The 19,199-nt window shown below is 66.2% G+C and carries 13 protein-coding genes; 8 read left to right on the top strand and 5 right to left on the bottom strand.

Going from position 1 to position 19,199, the window contains the following annotated elements:
• Window positions 1-273: 273 nt before the first annotated feature.
• Window positions 274-2,250, top strand: coding sequence for an alkaline phosphatase family protein (locus tag VGI12_07835; protein HEY2432570.1), 1,977 nt, complete (start codon window positions 274-276; stop codon window positions 2,248-2,250).
• Window positions 2,251-2,702: 452 nt separating this feature from the next.
• Here the strand turns inward: VGI12_07835 and VGI12_07830 are convergent, their stop codons facing one another.
• Genes VGI12_07830 through VGI12_07820 form a run of 3 tightly spaced genes read right to left on the bottom strand, consistent with a single transcriptional unit; the run spans window position 2,703 to window position 8,395 of the window.
• On the bottom strand, window positions 2,703-5,909 hold the full coding sequence (locus VGI12_07830) for an efflux RND transporter permease subunit (GenBank protein ID HEY2432569.1): 3,207 nt from the start codon (window positions 5,907-5,909) through the stop codon (window positions 2,703-2,705).
• Complete coding sequence (locus VGI12_07825) at window positions 5,910-7,016, bottom strand: efflux RND transporter periplasmic adaptor subunit (GenBank protein ID HEY2432568.1); 1,107 nt, start codon at window positions 7,014-7,016, stop codon at window positions 5,910-5,912.
• 38 nt (window positions 7,017-7,054) lie between these two features.
• Window positions 7,055-8,395, bottom strand: coding sequence for a TolC family protein (locus VGI12_07820; GenBank protein HEY2432567.1), 1,341 nt, complete (start codon window positions 8,393-8,395; stop codon window positions 7,055-7,057).
• 92 nt (window positions 8,396-8,487) lie between these two features.
• On the opposite strand from VGI12_07820, the gene VGI12_07815 reads away from it, so the two are divergent.
• The 5 genes from VGI12_07815 to VGI12_07795 all read left to right on the top strand — a co-directional run bounded on the left by VGI12_07815 (window position 8,488) and on the right by VGI12_07795 (window position 14,334).
• Window positions 8,488-9,453, top strand: coding sequence for an AraC family transcriptional regulator (locus VGI12_07815; protein HEY2432566.1), 966 nt, complete (start codon window positions 8,488-8,490; stop codon window positions 9,451-9,453).
• Window positions 9,454-9,712: 259 nt separating this feature from the next.
• Window positions 9,713-10,069: a PadR family transcriptional regulator gene (locus VGI12_07810; protein ID HEY2432565.1), complete on the top strand. Its 357-nt coding sequence runs from the start codon at window positions 9,713-9,715 to the stop codon at window positions 10,067-10,069.
• A complete protein-coding gene (locus VGI12_07805; GenBank protein HEY2432564.1) occupies window positions 10,066-12,696 on the top strand; it encodes an ABC transporter permease in 2,631 nt (876 codons plus the stop codon). The genes VGI12_07810 and VGI12_07805 overlap by 4 nt, the downstream gene beginning before the upstream one ends.
• 376 nt (window positions 12,697-13,072) lie before the next feature.
• On the top strand, window positions 13,073-13,531 hold the full coding sequence (locus VGI12_07800) for a class D sortase (protein ID HEY2432563.1): 459 nt from the start codon (window positions 13,073-13,075) through the stop codon (window positions 13,529-13,531).
• Window positions 13,532-13,581: 50 nt separating this feature from the next.
• Window positions 13,582-14,334, top strand: a complete 753-nt coding sequence (locus tag VGI12_07795; GenBank protein ID HEY2432562.1) for a hypothetical protein — start codon at window positions 13,582-13,584, stop codon at window positions 14,332-14,334.
• 371 nt (window positions 14,335-14,705) lie between these two features.
• Here the strand turns inward: VGI12_07795 and VGI12_07790 are convergent, their stop codons facing one another.
• A complete protein-coding gene (locus VGI12_07790) occupies window positions 14,706-15,653 on the bottom strand; it encodes a DUF2950 domain-containing protein (protein HEY2432561.1) in 948 nt (315 codons plus the stop codon).
• A 3-nt stretch (window positions 15,654-15,656) separates the two neighbouring features.
• A complete protein-coding gene (locus VGI12_07785) occupies window positions 15,657-16,955 on the bottom strand; it encodes a DUF3300 domain-containing protein (protein ID HEY2432560.1) in 1,299 nt (432 codons plus the stop codon).
• Window positions 16,956-17,388: 433 nt separating this feature from the next.
• Here VGI12_07785 and VGI12_07780 point away from each other — a divergent pair, with 433 nt between their 5' ends.
• Window positions 17,389-18,168, top strand: a complete 780-nt coding sequence (locus tag VGI12_07780) for an SDR family oxidoreductase (protein HEY2432559.1) — start codon at window positions 17,389-17,391, stop codon at window positions 18,166-18,168.
• Between the two features lie 380 nt (window positions 18,169-18,548).
• Window positions 18,549-19,199: Gfo/Idh/MocA family oxidoreductase (locus tag VGI12_07775; GenBank protein HEY2432558.1), on the top strand; the 651-nt coding region annotated here is incomplete at its 3' end.

Raw genomic sequence — 19,199 nt, 5'->3', positions numbered from 1 at the left:
GAGCAGCGACCCGTTGTTTGGACTTGAGCAAGGTCATGTAATGGATGCGGTTGGAGTCGCGCCGAGGCGCGCGCACAGCCGAGGTTTGACATAGGTCGAGAGGCCGCGAAACGTTGACGCGCGCGTCATCGGATCGGAACCGAGAAGACATGCGGCATTGCTACCGTTTCTCCTGCCCTGCGGAAGGAGGCAATGATGCGCATTTGGAAACGAAAATCATTCGCTGTGGTGACCCTCACGACACTAGTGAGCGGACCAGCCGGAACTCCGTCGATGGTGGCCGCGTCAGGCGGTCCGCGATTCGATCGCGATCACGATGGCGGCCGGACGGCCACACCGATCAAACACGTCATCGTCATCATCGGCGAGAACCGGACGTTCGATAACGTGTACGGAACCTATGTTCCCAGACCCGGACAGCACGTCGCGAACCTCTTGTCGCGTGGCATCGTGCTGGCGGACGGCTCGCCAGGACCACAGCGCGCGCGCGCGCAGCAGTCTCAGCTGAGCTCGATCACTCCCGTCCGCTACTTCGTCGACACAGACACGTTGACCGGTTCGGGCAAGGCCCCCTACGCACCGAACCTCCCCACACCTGAAGCCGGATTCGCGCCGGCTCGTGCCGTCAGGTTGTCGCAGTTTGTGAACGGTCCTGCGGGCTCGGCGCCGCCGTTCGATGGAAACACGTTCTCGGCTACCCGGCTGCACCAGATTTCACCGGTGCTCGCGTCGCACGACCTGGTGCTGCTGACGACCGGCGCGACCGGATTGACCAACTGCACGGCCGATCCGACGCTGCCGCCGACGCCGTGTGGCGAGCCCGACACGCGCGTGGCCCACTTCAACGCGCTGCCAAACACCGTGTTTCCGATTACCGGACCCCACCTGCCGTTCGACAGCTACACGGGCGACATGGTCCATCGGTTTTTTCACATGTGGCAGCAGTCAGACTGCAACCTCAGTGCGGCCACGGCGTCGAATCCCGCGGGGTGTCGCAACGACCTGTATCCCTACGTCGGAATCGCGCGCGGCGATGATTCGGGCGCGAACTCGATGGGTTTCTACAACATGCAGGTCGGTGACGCGCCGCTCTTCAAGCGGCTCGCCGACGAGTACACCATGAGCGATAACTACCATCAGCCGGTGATGGGCGGGACCGCCGTCCAGCACATGATGATGATGACCGGAGACGCGCTGCCGTGGGACCACGTCGGGACGTTCCCCGCGACTCCGCCGCTGTCCCAGGTCGCCGATCCCACGCCGCAGAGCGCCTCGAATCCTGCGTTCGTGCGCGATGGCCGGTGGATGACCTGCGACGTCGCGCAGCCCGGCATCGGGCCGATTCTGGATTACCTCAAAACGCTGCCGTGGCGGCCCGACCTCTCGCCGTCGAATTGCGAGCCCGGCCGCTTCTACATGATCAACAACCTGCGTCCTGGCTTCCTGTCGAACGGCCAGCTCAACGTATCAGCGATCAACGGCGGCACGGCCGCGCCGCCCTCGTCGCTGCGCAACATCGGGGACGCGCTGAACGAGCGCCACATCGACTGGGCGTATTACGGAGGGGGCTTCGACGCCGCGCGGCGATTCGACAACGGATCGACCGACCCGGTCGACGTCCTCATCGGGACTGGAGGAGACTGGTACTGCGATATCTGCAACCCGTTCCAGTATTCGGCGTCGATCATGGGCGATCCCACCGAGCGGGCTGCGCATATCAAGGATGCGGTCGACTTCTTCACGGATCTGGGCAACGGAAAACTGCCGGCCGTGTCGTACATCAAGCCAGACAGCTTCGACGACGGGCACCCGGCGAGTTCGAAGGTCGATCTGCTCGAGGCCCTGATCGATCGAGTGATCGAGCGGGTACGGGCGAATGACGATTTGTTCAAAGAGACCGCTATTTTCGTCACGTTCGACGAGGGAGGCGGCTACTGGGATTCCGGGTTCTTCCAGCCGATCGACATGTTCGGCGACGGACCACGGATTCCTTTCATCGTCGTGTCACCGTATTCACGCGGCGGCCGCGTCACACACAGCTACGGCGACCACGCGTCGATCCTGAAATTCATCGAGCGCAACTGGTCTCTCGACCCCCTGACTGGCCGGAGCCGTGACAATCTGCCGAACCCGATAGTCCCGAGTGCCAATTCATACGTGCCGCTGAACATGCCGGCAATAGGTGACCTGTTCGACATGTTCGATTTCCCACGCGATCACGACGGAGATCACCGCACTTCACGACCGTAGGTTCACGAGACGATGAGGCGGCCCGCTGTCGAAGGCGAGGCGGGTCGCCCTCTTGGAGGGCGGTGTCGACGATGTGATCTCTGCAGACTCTGTTCTGGTCATTGGCAGTGCGTTGGCAGTGACTCCGCCGACGATCTTCTCGATGACCGCGTCGGGATTTGCCTGTACCGATCGCGTATGGTCGCACCAGAGAACGGCCCCCCCAGGGCGGCGCTGATGTAGCACACGTCAAGAAAGCCAGCAGTCAGCGGGAGAATGCTCCAGAGCATCGATAGCACGCCGAGCGGGTGATGCCGGAAGCGAAGGCCCACGATGAGGAAAGCTGCGCCGGCCACCAGACGGAAGATGCGTCCCGGCTGGCTGTTGATGAAATGTGAGAATCGCGAGCGATTGAAAGTCTCTTGCCGGGTCATGGACGTCTCCAGTTTGGGCACGTGGGTTTTTGTGACTGCCTAACACGGCGCGGCGCCCACCTGAAGCTCCGCCGAGGCCGGCGCTACCTGCCGCACAACCGCCCGCCGATTCGCCATGTAGTAGAGAACCGGGACAGCCAGTCGCGACAGCAGGAGCGACGCCACTTCGCCGGCCATCAGAGAGATCGCCAGGCCCTGGAAAATCGGGTCGAACAAGATGACCCAGGCGCCGACGACCATCGCCGCAGCCGTGAGCGCCATCGGGCGGAAACGCGCCGCGCCGGCGTCGACGACCGCCTCGTCGAGCGGCATCCCCTCGCGCCGCCGCAACTCGATGAAGTCGACGAGAATGATCGAATTGCGAACCACGATGCCGGCGCCGGCGATGAAGCCGATCATCGACGTCGCGGTGAAGAACGCGCCCATGGCCGCATGCGCCGGCAGGATGCCGACGAGCGAAAACGGGATCGCGGCCATGATGAGCAGTGGCGTCTTGAACGACTGGAACCAGCCGACGATCAATAGATAGATGAGCACGAGCACCGCCGCGAACGCGAGGCCGAGATCGCGGAACATCTCGATGGTCAGTTGCCATTCGCCGTCCCACTTCATCGCATACCGAGACGAGTCGAACGGCTCGGACGCATTGAAGACTTCGAGCCCGTAACCCTCGGGCAGCGACAACTGTCCGATCGCTTTGTTCATCTGCAGAATCGCGTAGACCGGGCTCCCCCTCGCTCCCGCCAGGTCGGCGGTGACGTAGGTCACAGCCTGCAGATTCTTGTGGTACACGCTGGCCTGATCCTCGTCGACCACCGTGCGCGTGAGCTCGCCCACCGCCACCGTCGTTGCCCCGCGAAGCCGGATCGATTGAACGGCTTCGAGACTGCGCTCGGCGCGGGGCAGGCGAATGACGATCGGCACATCCTCACGTGCCTGTTCGTCGTGCAGCAGACCCGCGGATTCTCCCGAACCGGCCATCCGCACGACCGCCGCCACCGCCGCCGGCGAGAGGCCTGCTGCCGCGGCCTTTTCGCCGTCCACCTCGAGCCCGATCTTCGCGTGCGGATCTTCGACGAACCAGTCGGTATCGACGACGCCTGGCGTACGCTCGAAGATCGATTTGACCTGCGCGGCCACGGTTTTGCGACGCGCCGGCTCCGGCCCATAAATCTCTGCGACGAGCGTCTGCATCGTCGGCGGACCCGGCGGCAGTTCCGCCACTTGGATGGTCGCGCCGAATTGTTTCGCAATCGGCGCCAGCCGCTCGCGCACGCGTCCTGCGACCTCGTGACTCTGCGCCGCGCGCTCGCTCTTCGGCACGAGGTTGACCTGCACATCGGCGAGGTGCGGAGCACGTCTCAGAAAGTAGTGCCGGACGAGACCGTTGAAGTTGTACGGCGCTGACGCACCGACATACTGCTGCACGTTGACGACCGCGTCATCGTTCAGGATCGCCGTCGCCATCGCCGACGCGACACGCGCCGTCGTCTCGAGCGCGGTGCCGTCAGGCATGTCGATCATGACCTGGAAGTCGCTCTTGTTGTCGAACGGCATCATCTTTACCGTCACCAGGCCGAGCGGCACGAACGCCGCCGCCACCAGCAGCATCACGGCCAGACCCGCGAGAAAGATTGTGCGCCGCCGACCGCTGGCGATGAGCCGCCCCATCACTCGGCGATAGATCCGTGTGACGACGTCCTCCGCGACGTCATCCCGATGCGCGGACGTCTTCAGCAGCCGGACCGCGGCCCACGGCGTGACGACGAAGGCCACTACCAGCGAGAACGCCATCGCGGCCGACGCGCCCACGGGAATCGGCCGCATGTAGGGCCCGGTCATCCCGCGGACGAACGCCATCGGCAGAATCGCCGCCACCACCGCAATCGTCGCGAGGATTGTCGGGTTCCCCACTTCGTCGATGGCGCGAATCGTCATCGCGACGAGGCCACTCTGCTTCACATGGCTCAGCCGCGCGTGGCGGACGATATTCTCGACCACGACGATCGCATCGTCCACCAGAATCCCGACAGAGAAGATCAGGGCGAAGAGCGTGATGCGGTTCAGCGTGTAGCCGTAGAGATAGAACATGAACAGCGTGAGCGCGAGCGTGACCGGAATCGCGATCATCACGACGGCCGCCTCGCGCCGGCCGAGCACCAGCCAGATCAGCGCCGAGACCGAGACGATCGCGAGCAGCATGTGCCACAAGAGCTCGTTGCTCTTGTCGGCAGCAGTCTCGCCGTAGTCGCGGGTGATGGTGAGATGCACGTCCGGCGGCACGACGGATCCCTTGAGCGTGTCGAGTTTGGCGACGACTCGGTGGGCGACGTCAGTGGCGTTCGTGCCTTTCCGCTTTGCGACCGCGATGGTCACCGCCGGTTGCGCACCGGACGCCCTGGACTGAAATGTGACGTACGACGAGGGCTCTGCGCCGCCATCGATCACGTCCGCGAGGTCACGCAGGAACACGGGACGCGCGTCGGCGGAGGTCACCACGGTATTGCGCAGTTGGTCGGCGGTCCGCAGACGGCTCCCGGCCTCGAGACCGTGGATCACGCCGCCGGCGACGGGGCCCGACGCGGCGTCTCGCACGTTGTTGCGAGCGATCGCCTGCTGCACCAACAGCGGATCGAGACCGTAGGCGGAGAGCTTCGCCGGATTGATGTCCACGCGCACCTGTCTGGGCCGCCCGCCGATGATGGTCACCTCCGACACGTCATTGACTTCGGCGATCGCGTCCCGCAATTGCGCGGCCAGCGCTCGCAGTTGGTCATCCCCATACACTGCCGACCAGACTGTGACGGCCAGGATCGGCACGTCGTCAATCGATCGTGGCTTGACGATGGGCCCGATGACGCCTGGGGGAATGCGATCCGCATTCGAGGCCAGCTTCTGATTGAGGCGAACGAGCGCCGGTTCGAGCGGCTCGTCCACCTTGAAGCGAACGATGACGAGTGCCTGGCCCGGACTCGAAGTCGAATAGAGATATTCGACGCCGGGCACTTCCCAGAGCACTTGCTCCAGCGGGCGCGTGACTCGCTGTTCGACATCCGCCGGTGTCGCACCCGGCATCTCGGCGAGCACGTCAACCATCGGCACGACGATCTGCGGCTCCTCTTCACGCGGCAGCGCCACCACCGCCACCATGCCAAGCGCCATCGAGGCGAGGATGAAGAGTGGCGTCAGCTTGGAGTTGATGAATGCCGCGGCCATCCGGCCGGCGACGCCGTATGTGCCCGTCATCTACTTCCCTCCCTCGCGGACCCGCCGACCATCGCTGAGCCCGGCCGGCGGCGACAGAATCACCATCTCGGATTCCCCCAGGCCCGCGAGTACTTCGGCCTCGCTCAGGCTGACTAGTCGCACGCGCGCCCGTCCCTCGTCGACTACAAAGACCGACGTGAGTTGTCCGCGCCGCACGATTGCCGACGCTGGAATGGTCAACGCACGCCGTGGCGATTCGCTGAATCGGGCTCGGCCGAACTCGCCGGAGCGAACGCCGCGCGTGTCGGGCAGCGCGATCTTGACGAGAAACGCGCGCGCGTCCGCATCCACCGCGCGGCTGACCTCGACGATCGTGCCTGTGCGCCCAGAGGTTCCGGCCCCGAGGCGAACCGGCACACAGTCGCCGACGCGCACATGGCCGACGCGCGATTCGTCCACGTGAACCTCGAGACGGAATTCGCGCGTGTCTTCCAGGCGTAGGAGCGGCAGGCCTGGCGACGCCATGTTGCCAGGCTCGATCATTTTTTCGGTGACGATGCCGTCGAATGGTGCGACCAGCGCGGCGAACGACTCGGTCAAGGTCGCGCGATCGCTGGCGGCCCGTGCGCCCTCGACGGCCGACGCGGCCTGTGACACCCGCGCGGATTCGGCAGCGATGCGCCCTTCGGCGCCCCGCAGCGTCGCGATCGCATCGTCGAGTTCCTGCGCGGTGGCTGCGCGCTTGGATTGAAGTTCGGCGATGCGATCGTGTGAGGCGCGTGCCAGGACGAGGCTCGCGTCAGCGGCTTGCAGTTCTCCGGTTGCAGCCTTCGACCCCTGTTCCGCGGCGAGCATCGCCGAGCGTGCGGCTCGAGCCGCAGCGCTGAGGTCATCGCCATCGAGGACGACCAGCGTTTGTCCTTTGCGGACCCGATCTCCCGGTAGCACGAGCACGTCACGCACCGGCGCCAGGATGCGCGCCGTGATCGTCGCCGTGGTACGAGCCTGCACCACTCCGCCCGCGTCGATCGCGGTGGCCACGTCGGTCATCGATGCGCGGCCGACGCGCACGACGATGGGTTCCGCCGCATCGGCCTGAGCGCCGGCGGCTTGCGGAGCCGAGCATCCGGCCAACGCAGCGCTCATCATTATCAGGAGTGCGTTGAGTAGTGCGCTGATCTGTTTCATAGTCTGCCTATCGCTCTCTGCAGGGTTGCGGTTGAACTGAGCACGTTGACGAGCGCCGCGATCTGTTGCGCCTCGGCCTGCTGCACGGCGTCAGCCGCGCGTAGCAGCATGGCCGCGTCTGCAAGACCACTCTCATAACGGTCACGAATGATCCGGCGGGCCTCCCGAGCCGAATCGGCGGCCGCCCGTCCAACCGCTTCGCTCGCCCGCGCAGCTTCAAGACGGGCGATCGCGATCTGCACGTCGAGCCGGACCATCGTTTGGGTCTTGCTGGCTTCGATCGCGCGACGGTCTGCCTGCGCGCGCGCTTCAGCGAGCCGTGCGTGGTCGGCAAGTCCGTGGAACACGCCGATCCGGGCGACCGCGCCAACGACCCAGCTCGACGCTCGTGAATTCCACGCGCCGCCGTTCAACTCCCATGCCCCTTGCGCCGACACTTGCGGTAGAAACGCCGCGCGCGCGCCAGCCACTGTGGCGGCTGCGAGCTGTTGCTGCTGGGTGGCGAGCGCGATTTCGGGTCGGTTCCTGGCGGCTTCGTCCTCGAGCGTTGCGGGATTGCTGAGATCGATCGCAATCACCGACGGTGTCGAATCAAGCGAAAACATCGAGGTCAATGGCTCGCCCATCAACTGATTCAGTTGTGCCCGGGCGATGCGTTCAGCCGCGATCGCCTGCACCTGCTGTTCGCGCGCGTGCGCGACATGGACGTCCAGCTGCAGCACATCGGCGTCGGTGACGCGGCCGGCATCACGGCGATGACCGGCCAGCTCGCGATCGGCCCGCGCGGCCTCGATCGCCGCGTCTGTCGATCGAACCGCCGCGATGGCCACGAGCACGCGGCCAAACGCATCCGTCACCGCTGTCCCCAGGTCTTGATTGACGATTTCCTGGCCCGTGGCGGCCACGTTCCGCGCGATGGCCGCTGCCTGGACACTCGCCGTCGTGGTGCGATCGAACACCGATTGCTCAGCCGACAACACGGTGCGGAAGTTGTCCGTCGCCGCCGGCTGATTGAGCGCATCGGGAGCAAACCCGGCCGCCGTGAACTGGCGCTGCGCGAGCCGTGAACTGAAGGCAAAGACCGGGTTGTTGCCGCGCTGCCAGGACTCCGCAACGTCCAGCCTTGGGAAATAGCCTCCACGAGCCTGTCTGACACGCTCGGCCGCTTCGCGCTCGGCCGCCGCCGCCGATCCGACGTCAGGGTTGTGTACTCTGGCGCGCGCGATCGCATCGGGCAGTGTGAGCGGCGACTGCGCCGAGACCGGCAGCGCCGCGAACAGGGTGGCGAGCATCAGTGGACCGGCGATGGCGATGAACTTCGTCAGGGCAACCTCCAACAGAAGCGATTCTGCGGGAGCCCTCGCGGCCAAACCATGCTCGGGCGGTTGAAGTCCTTGCTCGTCCGTCCAAACGACTAGAATCTCAGGCGGTGGACGCGTTTTCAGAGGTCCTGAGCGGTGTCCGGCTCAAGGGTGCGATGTACTTCAGCGCGGAGTTCTCGGCCCCGTGGCGACTCTCGACGCCCCACTGCCGTGTGCTCGCGCCGACGCTGGCGCCCGGTGCGCCGCACATCGTGATCTACCACCTCGTCGTCGAGGGCACGGCGCGCGCCCGTGTGGACGACGGACCTGATTTTGAGCTGTCGCCGGGCGACATCGTGGTGTTTCCGCACGGGGACCCTCACGACCTGAGCGGCGGAACGGGAACAAGCCGCGTTGACGGCGCGTCCATCCTTCGGCGGATCGCCACCGGCGACCTGTCGCCGATGCGCGCCGGCGGTGGTGGCGCGACGACGCGATTCGTGTGCGGGTACTTGACGCTGGACCCCCTGCTCTGCGGCCCAATTCTCGACAGCTTGCCACCGCTCCTGAAGGTCAACGTCAGAACCGATCGATCTGGACAGTGGCTCGAGCAGTCGATCCTGCACCTGCTGGAGGAGGCCGGCTCGGATCGTGCGGGGAGCGACGCGATGTTGGCGAAGCTCTCGGAAGCGCTGTTCGTGGACACGCTCAGGCGATATGTCATCGGACTCCCGGATCAGGCGACGGGCTGGCTCGCTGGTGCACGAGACGGAGTGGTGGGGAAAAGTCTGGCGCTGCTGCACAAGCGACCGGAGCACGCGTGGACCATCGCCGAGCTCGCCAAGACCGTCGGCGTCTCTCGTTCCGCGCTCGTCGCGCGTTTCAGCCGCTATCTGTCCGATCCGCCGATGGCGTACTTGACCGGATGGCGATTGCGTCTCGCCGCCCAGGCACTGGCATCGTCTGCGAAGACCGTCGCGGATGTTGCGGCCGCCGTGGGCTACGAGTCTGAGGCCGCGTTCAATCGGGCGTTCAAGCGTCTGTTCGGCGTCCCACCGGCGCGGTATCGACGCGAACATCGGATCGAATCATGAATCGAGCTCTCGTCACGGGTGCCGCTCCCGGCACCATCGGCCGCGAGGTTGTCAGGCAACTAGTCGCCACGGCCACTCCCATGGTCGAACATCAGCACGTTCTGAAACTGTGGGAGAGGAACGTGGTGGCGGCCTGGTGATCGACCGTATCGAGTAAAGAGGCGACGGGTTCTCCAGCTGGGCCGCGTTGAGACGTCGCCCCGGCCTCCGCTTGACGGAGTCGGACCGGTCCACTATCATCGACATGTCGATTATAGACATGTCTAACGCCAAATTCGGGTCGCGGCTCAAACAGGACGTTCCTCGCGGCACGCTCGATCTGTTGATCCTCCGCACGCTCGGCACCATGGGCGTGCTCCATGGCTACGCCATCGCCCGGCGTATCGAGCAGGTTGCCGGTGGCGAGCTCCGTTTGAGTCAGGGCTCCATCTATCCAGCGCTCGTTCGTCTTCAGCAACAGGGTTGGATTCGGACGGAGTGGGGAACGTCCGAGACCAACCGCACGGTGAAGTTCTACGAGCTCACGAAACTCGGGATGAAGCAGCTCGACATCGAGATCGCCGGGTGGCAGAAGTCGACGGCGCTCGTCGCGCGCTTCCTGAAGGCTGGGCCGTGAGGCGCGCCTGGCAGCGCGTACTGGCGCTCGTCCATCGCGACCGAATCGATCGCGAACTCGATGACGAAGTGCGGGCCCATCTCGAGCTGGCCGAGCGCGACGCGCGTTCAGCGGGTCTCTCGCCCGAAGACGCCCGTCGTGACGCGCTGCGCCGTTTCGGCGCCATCGCGTCGATGAAAGAGGTACACCGCGACGAGCGCGGCGTGCCCGCGCTCGAGCATCTCGTCCGCGACATCCGGTACGGCCTGCGTGCGATGCGCCGCAACCCTGGCTTCGCCATCGTCACGGTGCTCACGCTCACGCTCGGCATCGGCGCCAACACCGCGATCTTCAGCGTCGTCAATGCCGTGCTCCTCCGCCCGCTGCCCTATCGCGACGCCGATCGGCTCGTGACGATCGCCTCGAGCGACGTCGGCAGACGCGGAGCGGCCATGGCGCTGTCGTATCCCGACTATCAGGACATCGCAAAACTGACCAACGCGGTCGCCGATATCGCCGCCTACTCGAACGACCGCTACAACCTGACCAATACCGGCGCGCCGCGCGAAGTGCGAGTCACCCGCACGACGCCGAATCTGCTCGCGGTGCTCGGGGTGTCGCCCCTGATCGGACGGGACTTCGCCATGGGGGAGAGCTATGCTCCCTTCGCGATCATCTCGCACGCGCTATGGCTCTCGGATTTCGGCGGCGACGAGAGCGCGCTTGGTCGGATGGTGTCTCTGGACGGCCAGCATTTCACGATCATCGGCGTGATGCCGTCGAACTTCGCGTTTCCCGACACGAGCACGGGTGTGTGGATTCCGATCTCGTGGGCAGTTGCCGGCGCGCCCGCGATGACCGAGATGCGAATGTACCGAGCTTTTTCGACGGTGGCTCGCCTCGCGCAGGGCGGATCGCTCGAGACGCTCGGGGCCGATCTGGATGTCCTCGGCGGCCGCGTCACGGCGTCGGGGGAGGCGACGTCGAAGTCCGGAACCGGAGAGAGCTTCACCGCAACGCTCCTGCGCGATCGAATCGAAGGGAGCGCGCGGCAGCCGCTGCTGATTCTGATGGGCGCCGTCGTGCTGGTGCTGCTCATCGCGTGCGTCAACGCGGCGAATCTGCTCGTTGCGCGCGCCAACGCCCGTGAGAAGGAATTTGCGGTGCGCCGCGCAATCGGCGCGGGCCGCTGGGCGATCGTGCGGCAGCTGCTCGTCGAAAGCGTCGTGCTCGCGCTCGGCGCCGCGACCCTCGGTCTTGCGCTCGCAGCCGTTGGCCTCCATTTGCTCGCCGCGCGGCTGCCGCAGGGCTACGTCGCCGATATCGACGCGCCCGTGCTCGTCTTTACGAGCGTCCTCGCCGTGGCGACAGGGCTCGCCTTCGGCGTCGTGCCGGCGCTCCGCGCCTCGGCGCCCACACTCGAGCGGTCGCTGCGCGACAGCGCTGGCGGGACCGCCGGCCAGTCGCACCGCCTAACCCGCAACGCGCTCATCGTGAGCGAGGTCGCGTTGGCACTGGTGCTGCTGGTTGGCTCCGCCCTTCTCGTCCGCAGCTTCATCGGTGTGACCACGATCGACCCCGGATTCGATCCGCAAGGACTCCTCGCGGCACGGATTCGGCTCAGCCCGGAGCGTTACGCCACGCTCCGCCAGAAGCGCACCTTCTTCGACGACGTCGTCCAGCGCCTGCAGACGCAGCCGGGAGTCAGCGCCGTCACCGTCGCCGACGGCCTGCCGCTCTCCGGCGTGATCAACAAAGTCGGTATGAATCCCCACTCGATTCGACGCGACGACCCGGACACGTTCCTCAAGATCACCGCGGTCGACGTCGGTTCCGGCTTCTTCTCCGCGATGCACATACCGATTCTTCAGGGGCGCGCCATCATCGCCGACGATGAACGGGCGGGCGCCGCGCCGGTCTGCGTGGTGAGCAAGGCGCTCGCCGATCGCCTGTGGCCTGGCCAGAATGCGATCGGTCAGGTTGGACTGGGACGATATGACGACACGAAGGTCGTGGGCATCGCAGGCGACGTCCGCGCCGAATCGCTCGAGCATGAGGCCGGCCCGGCCATCTACGTCCCCGCCGCGCAGGACGACCATGACTGGTCGTACGAGCAGATGTGGGTTGTGGTCCGCTCGGCGCATCCGCTGCGCGTTGTTCCAGCGCTCACGCAGATGGTGCGGGGCGAGGATCCGACCCAGCCCATCGCGAGCGTCTCGACCTACGACGCGATCATTGCGCAGCACTACGCGAGTCTCCGCCTCGTGATGGGGCTCATGACGCTCTTCGCCGGGCTCGCGCTGGTCCTCGCGGTAATCGGCATCGCGGGGGTGACGGCCTACGCCGTCTCGCAGCGCACGCGGGAGCTCGGCATCCGCATCGCGCTCGGGGCCCAGGCGATCGACGTGCTCGCGCTCTTGCTGCGCGAGACAGCGGTACTGGTCGCGGCCGGGCTCGGCATCGGGCTCGCCGCCGCGCTCGAAGCGACGCAGACTCTGCGGTCGCTCTTGTACGGCGTCGTGAGCACCGATCCCGTCACGTATGGCGGAGCGGCCCTGGCGCTCGGACTTGTCGCGTTGCTCGCATGCTACGTTCCGGCGCGGCGGGCGACTCGACTAGATCCAATCGTGGTGCTGCGCACGGAATGACATCATCGACCATTGCCGAATCTGCATAGCCCCCGCGGCATCTCCTCAGTATTGTGAGCCGCTCGAGTAGACTGCGGGGGCGAGAACGAAGAATCGACCTGCGTTCAGACGCTGTCCCGAGCGACGCCGGCCGCATGTGAAACCAGCCACTGAAGTCCCTCCGGCTCAGGGTGTCCCGCAGCGGAGATCCCTGTTCGCCGAGCGTGCGGCCTGGACCGTAGGCCTCGCCGCCATCGCGATCTGCTCGGCAGCCTACCTGACGGGCGAGGTGGGCGCCCGGCGAGATCTGGCGCGTTTCGAAACAAGCAAGGTCGCGAGTGTCCAGCGGTCCGCCGTTCTTCCGTCCACGCCACGCCCCGACCTCAGCCTGTGGGACGTGAAACGGATTAGCGAATGGCGCGCGGCCTTGACGCAACCCGCGCCGGCGCCACTCGGCATCCTGCGCATTTCCAAGATCGGACTCGAAGTCGCGGTGTTGCCGGGAACCGACGATTTCGTCCTGAACCGCGCGGTCGGGCATATCGAAGACACGGCCTTGCCGGGTGCCAACGGCAATGCGGGAATCGCGGGCCACCGGGACGGGTTCTTCAGGGCGCTGAAGGACGTCTTACGAGGCGATACGATCGAGCTCGAGACGCTCGACGGGCGCCAGTCATATCGTGTCGAACGGACGTGGATCGTCGATCCGGAGGACGTCTCGGTGCTCGACCCCACGCCCGTCCGCTCCCTGACGCTGGTCACCTGCTACCCGTTCTATTACGTCGGTCCAGCGCCGGAGCGGTTCATCGTCCGTGCGGTCGCCAGCGATACGGACGTTCCGCTGACCGGACGCTGAAGAACAACCGTGCAGTCGTCACTCGGTCTCGAAATGGAAAGGAGCGCACTATGATTCGCGCACTCGGTGGTGTGATTCTGGTTGGTGTAGCCCTCGCGGGCGCGGCCAGTGCCGCGTTGGCGCAGCAGTCGACCTCCACAACCTCGAAGCAGACGAAGGCGTTCGAAGTCATCGCGGTGAATGGCAATGACCTGATCGTCAAGCTGCCGGAAGGGACCCGGGAGATGAAGGTGCCGGACGATTTCCGGTTCAACGTCGACGGCCGTGACCTCTCGGTCCACGACCTGAAACCCGGCATGAAGGGCACCGCGATGGTCACGACGAAAACGACGGTGACGCCCGTCTCCGTGACCGAGGTCAAGAATGGAACCGTCATGCAGGCGTCTGGCTCGAGCATCGTCGTTCGCACGGCTGACGGAATCAAGATGTTTACCGAAGGGGACATCGCGAAGCGAGGTGTGCAAATCGTTCGTAATGGCGAGCCGGCGTCGCTCTCGGACTTTCATTCGGGCGATACCCTGACGGCGACTATCGTCACGACCAAGCCACCAAAGATCCTCACCGAAAAGCAGGTGCAGGCGACGCTTGCGCGCACTGGCGCGCCGACCGCGGCCTCGTCGGCCACGCCGGCGGGTGAGGCCCCTGGCGCGGCACGCGCCACGGCGGCGGGTGGCACCGGTTCGACGACGCGACGAAAACTGCCGAAGACCGCAGGCCCGCTGCCGCTGGTGGGATTCGCGGGTGCCGTGTCGCTCTCGCTGGCCGCCGCCCTGGCGGTGCGACGGCGCCGGTTCTCGCGCTGAACAGAGCGTCCTGCGCAACCAAATGGCTGGCGCCCATCGTCAACGGTGGGCGCCGGCATGACGCGTCCGAACGCGCCGCAGCTGACGACGAACGCGCGCGTGCGACTCGTTCCTGGTTCTCGAAGACGACGCTCCCGACCGCCCGACTCGCTATACCTCACGTGGCCGGAGTCGTCATCGCCGGTGGTAGATCTCTCCTGAGCCGTGCCGGTAGTTGACGCAACGATGCTGCAGCAGGTCGTGTGGAGTGATCACCCCAGGGACGCGCTGGTCGGGAAGAGGTTCCTTTCGGCAGGGCGCGAGGCGGCTCGGCGGAGGGTTCGTCAGCCAACGCCAACCGGATCAGCGGGCGATCGCCTGCGGGAGTCTGTTCAGTCCTTGACGGGCGTCCAGGTTGCGTCTGGGTTGTAGCGTTCCATCTGCTTGAACGCGTCCAGTGTCGAGTCACCGAAGTCCTTCTCGTAGACGACACCGTCGTTGCCGACCATGAACGTCTTGACCCCGCTGACCGCGTATTCGGCCGGCGCCGCCACGAGCGCAAAGCCACCGATCATCGCGCCTTCGATGACGTAATCCATCTCGCCCAGCGGCCCGGCCGCGCCCTGCCCCTTGAGTATCTTGAAGTAGTAGCCGTGATACGGCTGGCCCGCGGCGTACCCCTTGTCGATCGCGGCCGCGATGCTCTGACCGATTGGCCCCTCCCAGGCGCCGTCCGGCGTCTGCCAAGCGAGCCCGTCCTGTTTGCCCGGCGTGCTGATCACGCGCTGCGCGTACTGGATCACCTCCGAGCCGTCGTGCTTCTGGAGCGCATAGGTTTCCTGCGCTTCGACGAAGCCGTCGCAAATCTCGATGGCGTCGAGCTCGTTGCCGCCGATGCGGCGATACGTCAGTTCCTGGACGCCGGCGGCCGTGTCGAATTGCCAGGCGCCGTTCTTCCTGACGAGCGGCACCGCAAACGGCCAATCCTCGGCGCCGACCAGGATGGCCGCGTGGTTCCGATTCCTGGGATCGATCGAGACGGATTTCTTCTCGTGCGCCAGCGCGGCGAACGTTTGTGCGATGTCTTGATCGTGGGGGGGCTCCGCCGTCACCAGGATTTTGCTGCCGTCCGGTCCGAAGAGCTGCTCGATGGCCACGACATCGAATTTCTCCGCGGCGCTGATCAGCGCGTTCATCGCCTGTTCGGGCGTGGCAAACGTCTTGACGTGCGCGGTCGAAGCGGGCGGCGGCGCCTGCCCGGCCGAAAGGACTGCGGCAGACGGCGCGCCGCAGAGCCACGAGGTTACGACGATGGCGGTGGTCACGGCTCTCGCGTTCATGTCCTACCTCCTTCTCCCACCGCCGCCGCCGCCGCGCGCGCCCATGCTGGAGGCACCGCGGCTGCTGCTCGAACGCGCGCGGGATCCGTCGTAGCCGCCGGGATTGCCGCTGCCCATAGCGTTGCGGCTGTTGCCTGGACGCGACATGTCGCGGTTGCCGATGCGATCCGCGCTGCCGGCGCCGGGCGCGCGGTTGCTGCTGGCGCCGGGCGCGCGGTTGCCGCTGCCCGCGTTGGGAGCCGACGGACGAGTGCCGGAGGCTGAACCGCCGCGGCTCGCGCCTCCGCTCGGCGACGGCCTCGCCGCAGTGCGATTGCCGGTCTGTGCGTTGCCGCCCTGACGGGCTCCTTGTTGCCGTGCCGTCGACTGCCGGCTGGACAGCGAATCGCCGCGTGCATTGCCGCCAAACCGGTCCGCGGTGGCGCGATCGCCGTACGGCGTGCCGCCGCGATGCTGCGGATTGTGCTGCCACTTGTTGCCCGCCGCGCCACGGTTCCCGTTGATCTGGTTTCGATTGCCGCCGTTGATGTTCGTGTTCCGGTTGAAGTTGCGATTGAAATTGTTGTTGATGTTGATGTCGATGTCGTTGTGCCCCCAGCCGGCGTGCCAACCCCAGCCGCCGCCGCCCCAGAACGCGCCCATGGCGAAACCGACTCCCCAGGAAATGGCGACCCCTGCCGCGTAATAGCCCGGGGGCGGATAGTAAATCGGCGGATACGGATAGTAGGGATACACCGGCGGTCCCCACACGACGACCGGGTTGTAGCTCGGAACGTAGACGATCTGCGGATTGGTCTGTTGGATGACGACCACCTGCTTTTGCTCGATCACCTGTGTTTCGACTTTGACCTGCTCGCTCGAGGTGAGCGTGCCCTTGTCCTGCGCCTTCTTGCGCATCCGCTGAACCGCGTCCATGACGTCGCTCTGCTGCGCCAGAAAGGCGTTTCCGAGATCCGCGGTCCATTGAATGTCGGCGGCCAGCCGCTTGACCAGGTCGGGCAGGCCGGCCAGCGCCTGCACGCTGGGATCCCACGGCTGTTTCAGCATGGCGTCGGCGAGCGCCTTGTCTTTCACGGAAGGGTTCTTCTGCATCCACTGCTGGAGCTGCATGATTTCGAGCGGATAGGTCGAGGCGGCGAGTACCTGCGCCAGCATCGGATCGGGATAGAGCGCGATCGGCGCCACGAGGGAATCCAGTTGATCGGCAGAGATCTTCTGAGCCGCCTGGGCCGATCCCGTCGCCGCCGACTGCGTGACGCGTCCAGCCGGCGCGGCGGACAGCGTCGACGCCGCGCAGAACATCACGAGGATGATCCGAGACGACAGACGAGCTGATTCTGATCCGACAAGCGTCCCCTGCATGCCTGGCCTCTCAATGTGTGACAGGTCACCCACCCGCGCTGATCGCTGCAGTTTCATCGCCAGCCCGTTGCCCCTTCGAGCCGTGGTCCTGCCGGGAGGCGTGCGCGGCGGAAAACGCGTTCACTCTGCGACTTTGCCGCCGCCCCGCCACTTCGCTCACTTGATGGCGGCGGCGGCCGGGACGCCGCCCGTCTCCTTGCGGCCGGAGGAGGCTCCGGCGGGACGGAGCCGGGTCGCCTTTGACAAAATCGTGAGGGGCGACTGATGGCCGATCGAGCTCGGCCGATCGACGGGCATCGAGGGGCGGCACCAGCGACAAGTGCGCGGCGCCGGCGGCGGATCCAGTGTCCGCGTCTCTTGATACAGTCCGGTCATGGCAGGAAACCCCCAGCTCGCGTTTGCGACCTATCCAAGCCTCCACGACGCCAGCGTCATCGTCACCGGCGGAGCGTCAGGGATCGGCATGGAGATCGTCCGCGCCTTCGCCGGCCAGCGGTCGCGCGTCGGGATCCTCGATTTCGACGCTGAACACGGCGCAGCGCTGGCAACGGAGTTGACGGCGGGCGGCGCCCGCGTCCGGTTCGAAGCGTGCGACCTGCGCGACGTCGACGCGCTGCGGCGAGCCGTCGCCGCGGTCGCGGCGACGCACGGTCCGCCGACCGTGCTCGTCAACAACGCCGCGCGCGACGATCGCCATCGCTGGGAGGAGGTGACACCCGAGTTCTTCGACGAACGCATCGCCAGCAACCTGCGCCACATGTTCTTCGCGATCCAGGCGGTGGCGCCAGGGATGATCGCGGCCGGCGGCGGCTCGATCGTCAACCTGGGATCCGACTCGTGGTGGCGCGCCGGCGGCGGGTTCCCGGCCTACACGACGGCGAAAGCGGCCGTGCACGGGCTGACCCGCGGAATGGCACGCGACCTCGGGCCTCACCGGATCCGCGTGAACACGCTCGTGCCCGGCTGGACGATGACGGAGCGCCAGAAGCAGCTCTGGGTGACGCCCGAGAAGCTGGCGGCGCAGCTCGCCGCGCAGTGCCTGAAAGACCCGATCGAGCCGGTCTACGTCGCGCGCATGGCACTCTTTCTCGCGTCGGACGACTCGGCCATGTGCACGGCGAGCAACTACATGGTGGAAGCAGGTTCCATCTAATATCCGAGAGGCTTCGCCCCTCGGACTCCCCTACACCGTCACTCGCTCGGCGCTCCGCCGCCTCCCTCCGTGCCGGTGGCTCGCGGCGCTGCGCGCGCTCGCGTCGTCGTTCGACGCTCCGTCTACCATCCAAGAGGCTTCGCCCCTCGGACTCCCCTACACCGTCACTCGCTCGGCGCTCCGCCGCCTCCCTCCGTGCCGGTGGCTCGCGGCGCTGCGCGCGCTCGCGTCGTCGTCCGCTCTCTTTGCCACGAGGTAATCGCCGACGCCAACGCCCTCGAGGCCCAACTATTCAGAATCGGCAGACCGCCGCATCTGGTAGGCTTCGCCTGACGAGCGGAGGACGCATGGCCAGAACACGAGTGGGTCGACGGGACTTTGTGAAGAACCTCGCCGCGACCGCGGCCGCGGCATCGGCGTTTCCGGCCGCGGCTGCCGGCTTGTCGCGCACGATCGAGTCGCCCCAGGGATCGGGCGGCGCCGGTCAGACGCCGTCGAAGCCGCGGATCCGCTTCTCGGTCATCGGCGTCAACCACGACCACATCTACGGCATGACCAACGCGGTCACCCGCGGCGGTGGTGAGCTGGTCGCTGTCTACGCGAAGGAGCCGGAGCTGGCCGCGGCGTATGCGAAGCGCTTCCCGCAAGCGAAAATCGCGCGCAGCGAGCAGGAGGTCCTCGACAGCGATGTACAGCTCGTGCTGAGCGCCGCAATCCCTGACGAGCGGGCGCCGATCGGCGTCCGCGTCATGCAGCACGGCAAGGACTACCTGTCCGACAAGCCCGGCATCACCACGCTCGAGCAGCTGGCCGAGGCGCGGCGCGTGCAAGCGGAGACCAAGCGCATCTACTCGATCCTGTACAGCGAGCGCCACGAAGTACGCGCCGCCGTCAGAGCCGGCGACCTCGTGCAGGCGGGTGCGATTGGCCGCGTCATCCAGACGGTCAACCTCGCGCCGCACCGCATCGGCAACGTCGCCGGCGGCGCGCGGCCCGAGTGGTTCTGGCACAAGGCGCGCTACGGCGGGATC

Source organism: Vicinamibacterales bacterium (genome assembly GCA_036496585.1).
Classification (GTDB): domain Bacteria; phylum Acidobacteriota; class Vicinamibacteria; order Vicinamibacterales; family 2-12-FULL-66-21; genus JAICSD01.
This window is presented reverse-complemented; position numbering and strand designations above follow the sequence as displayed.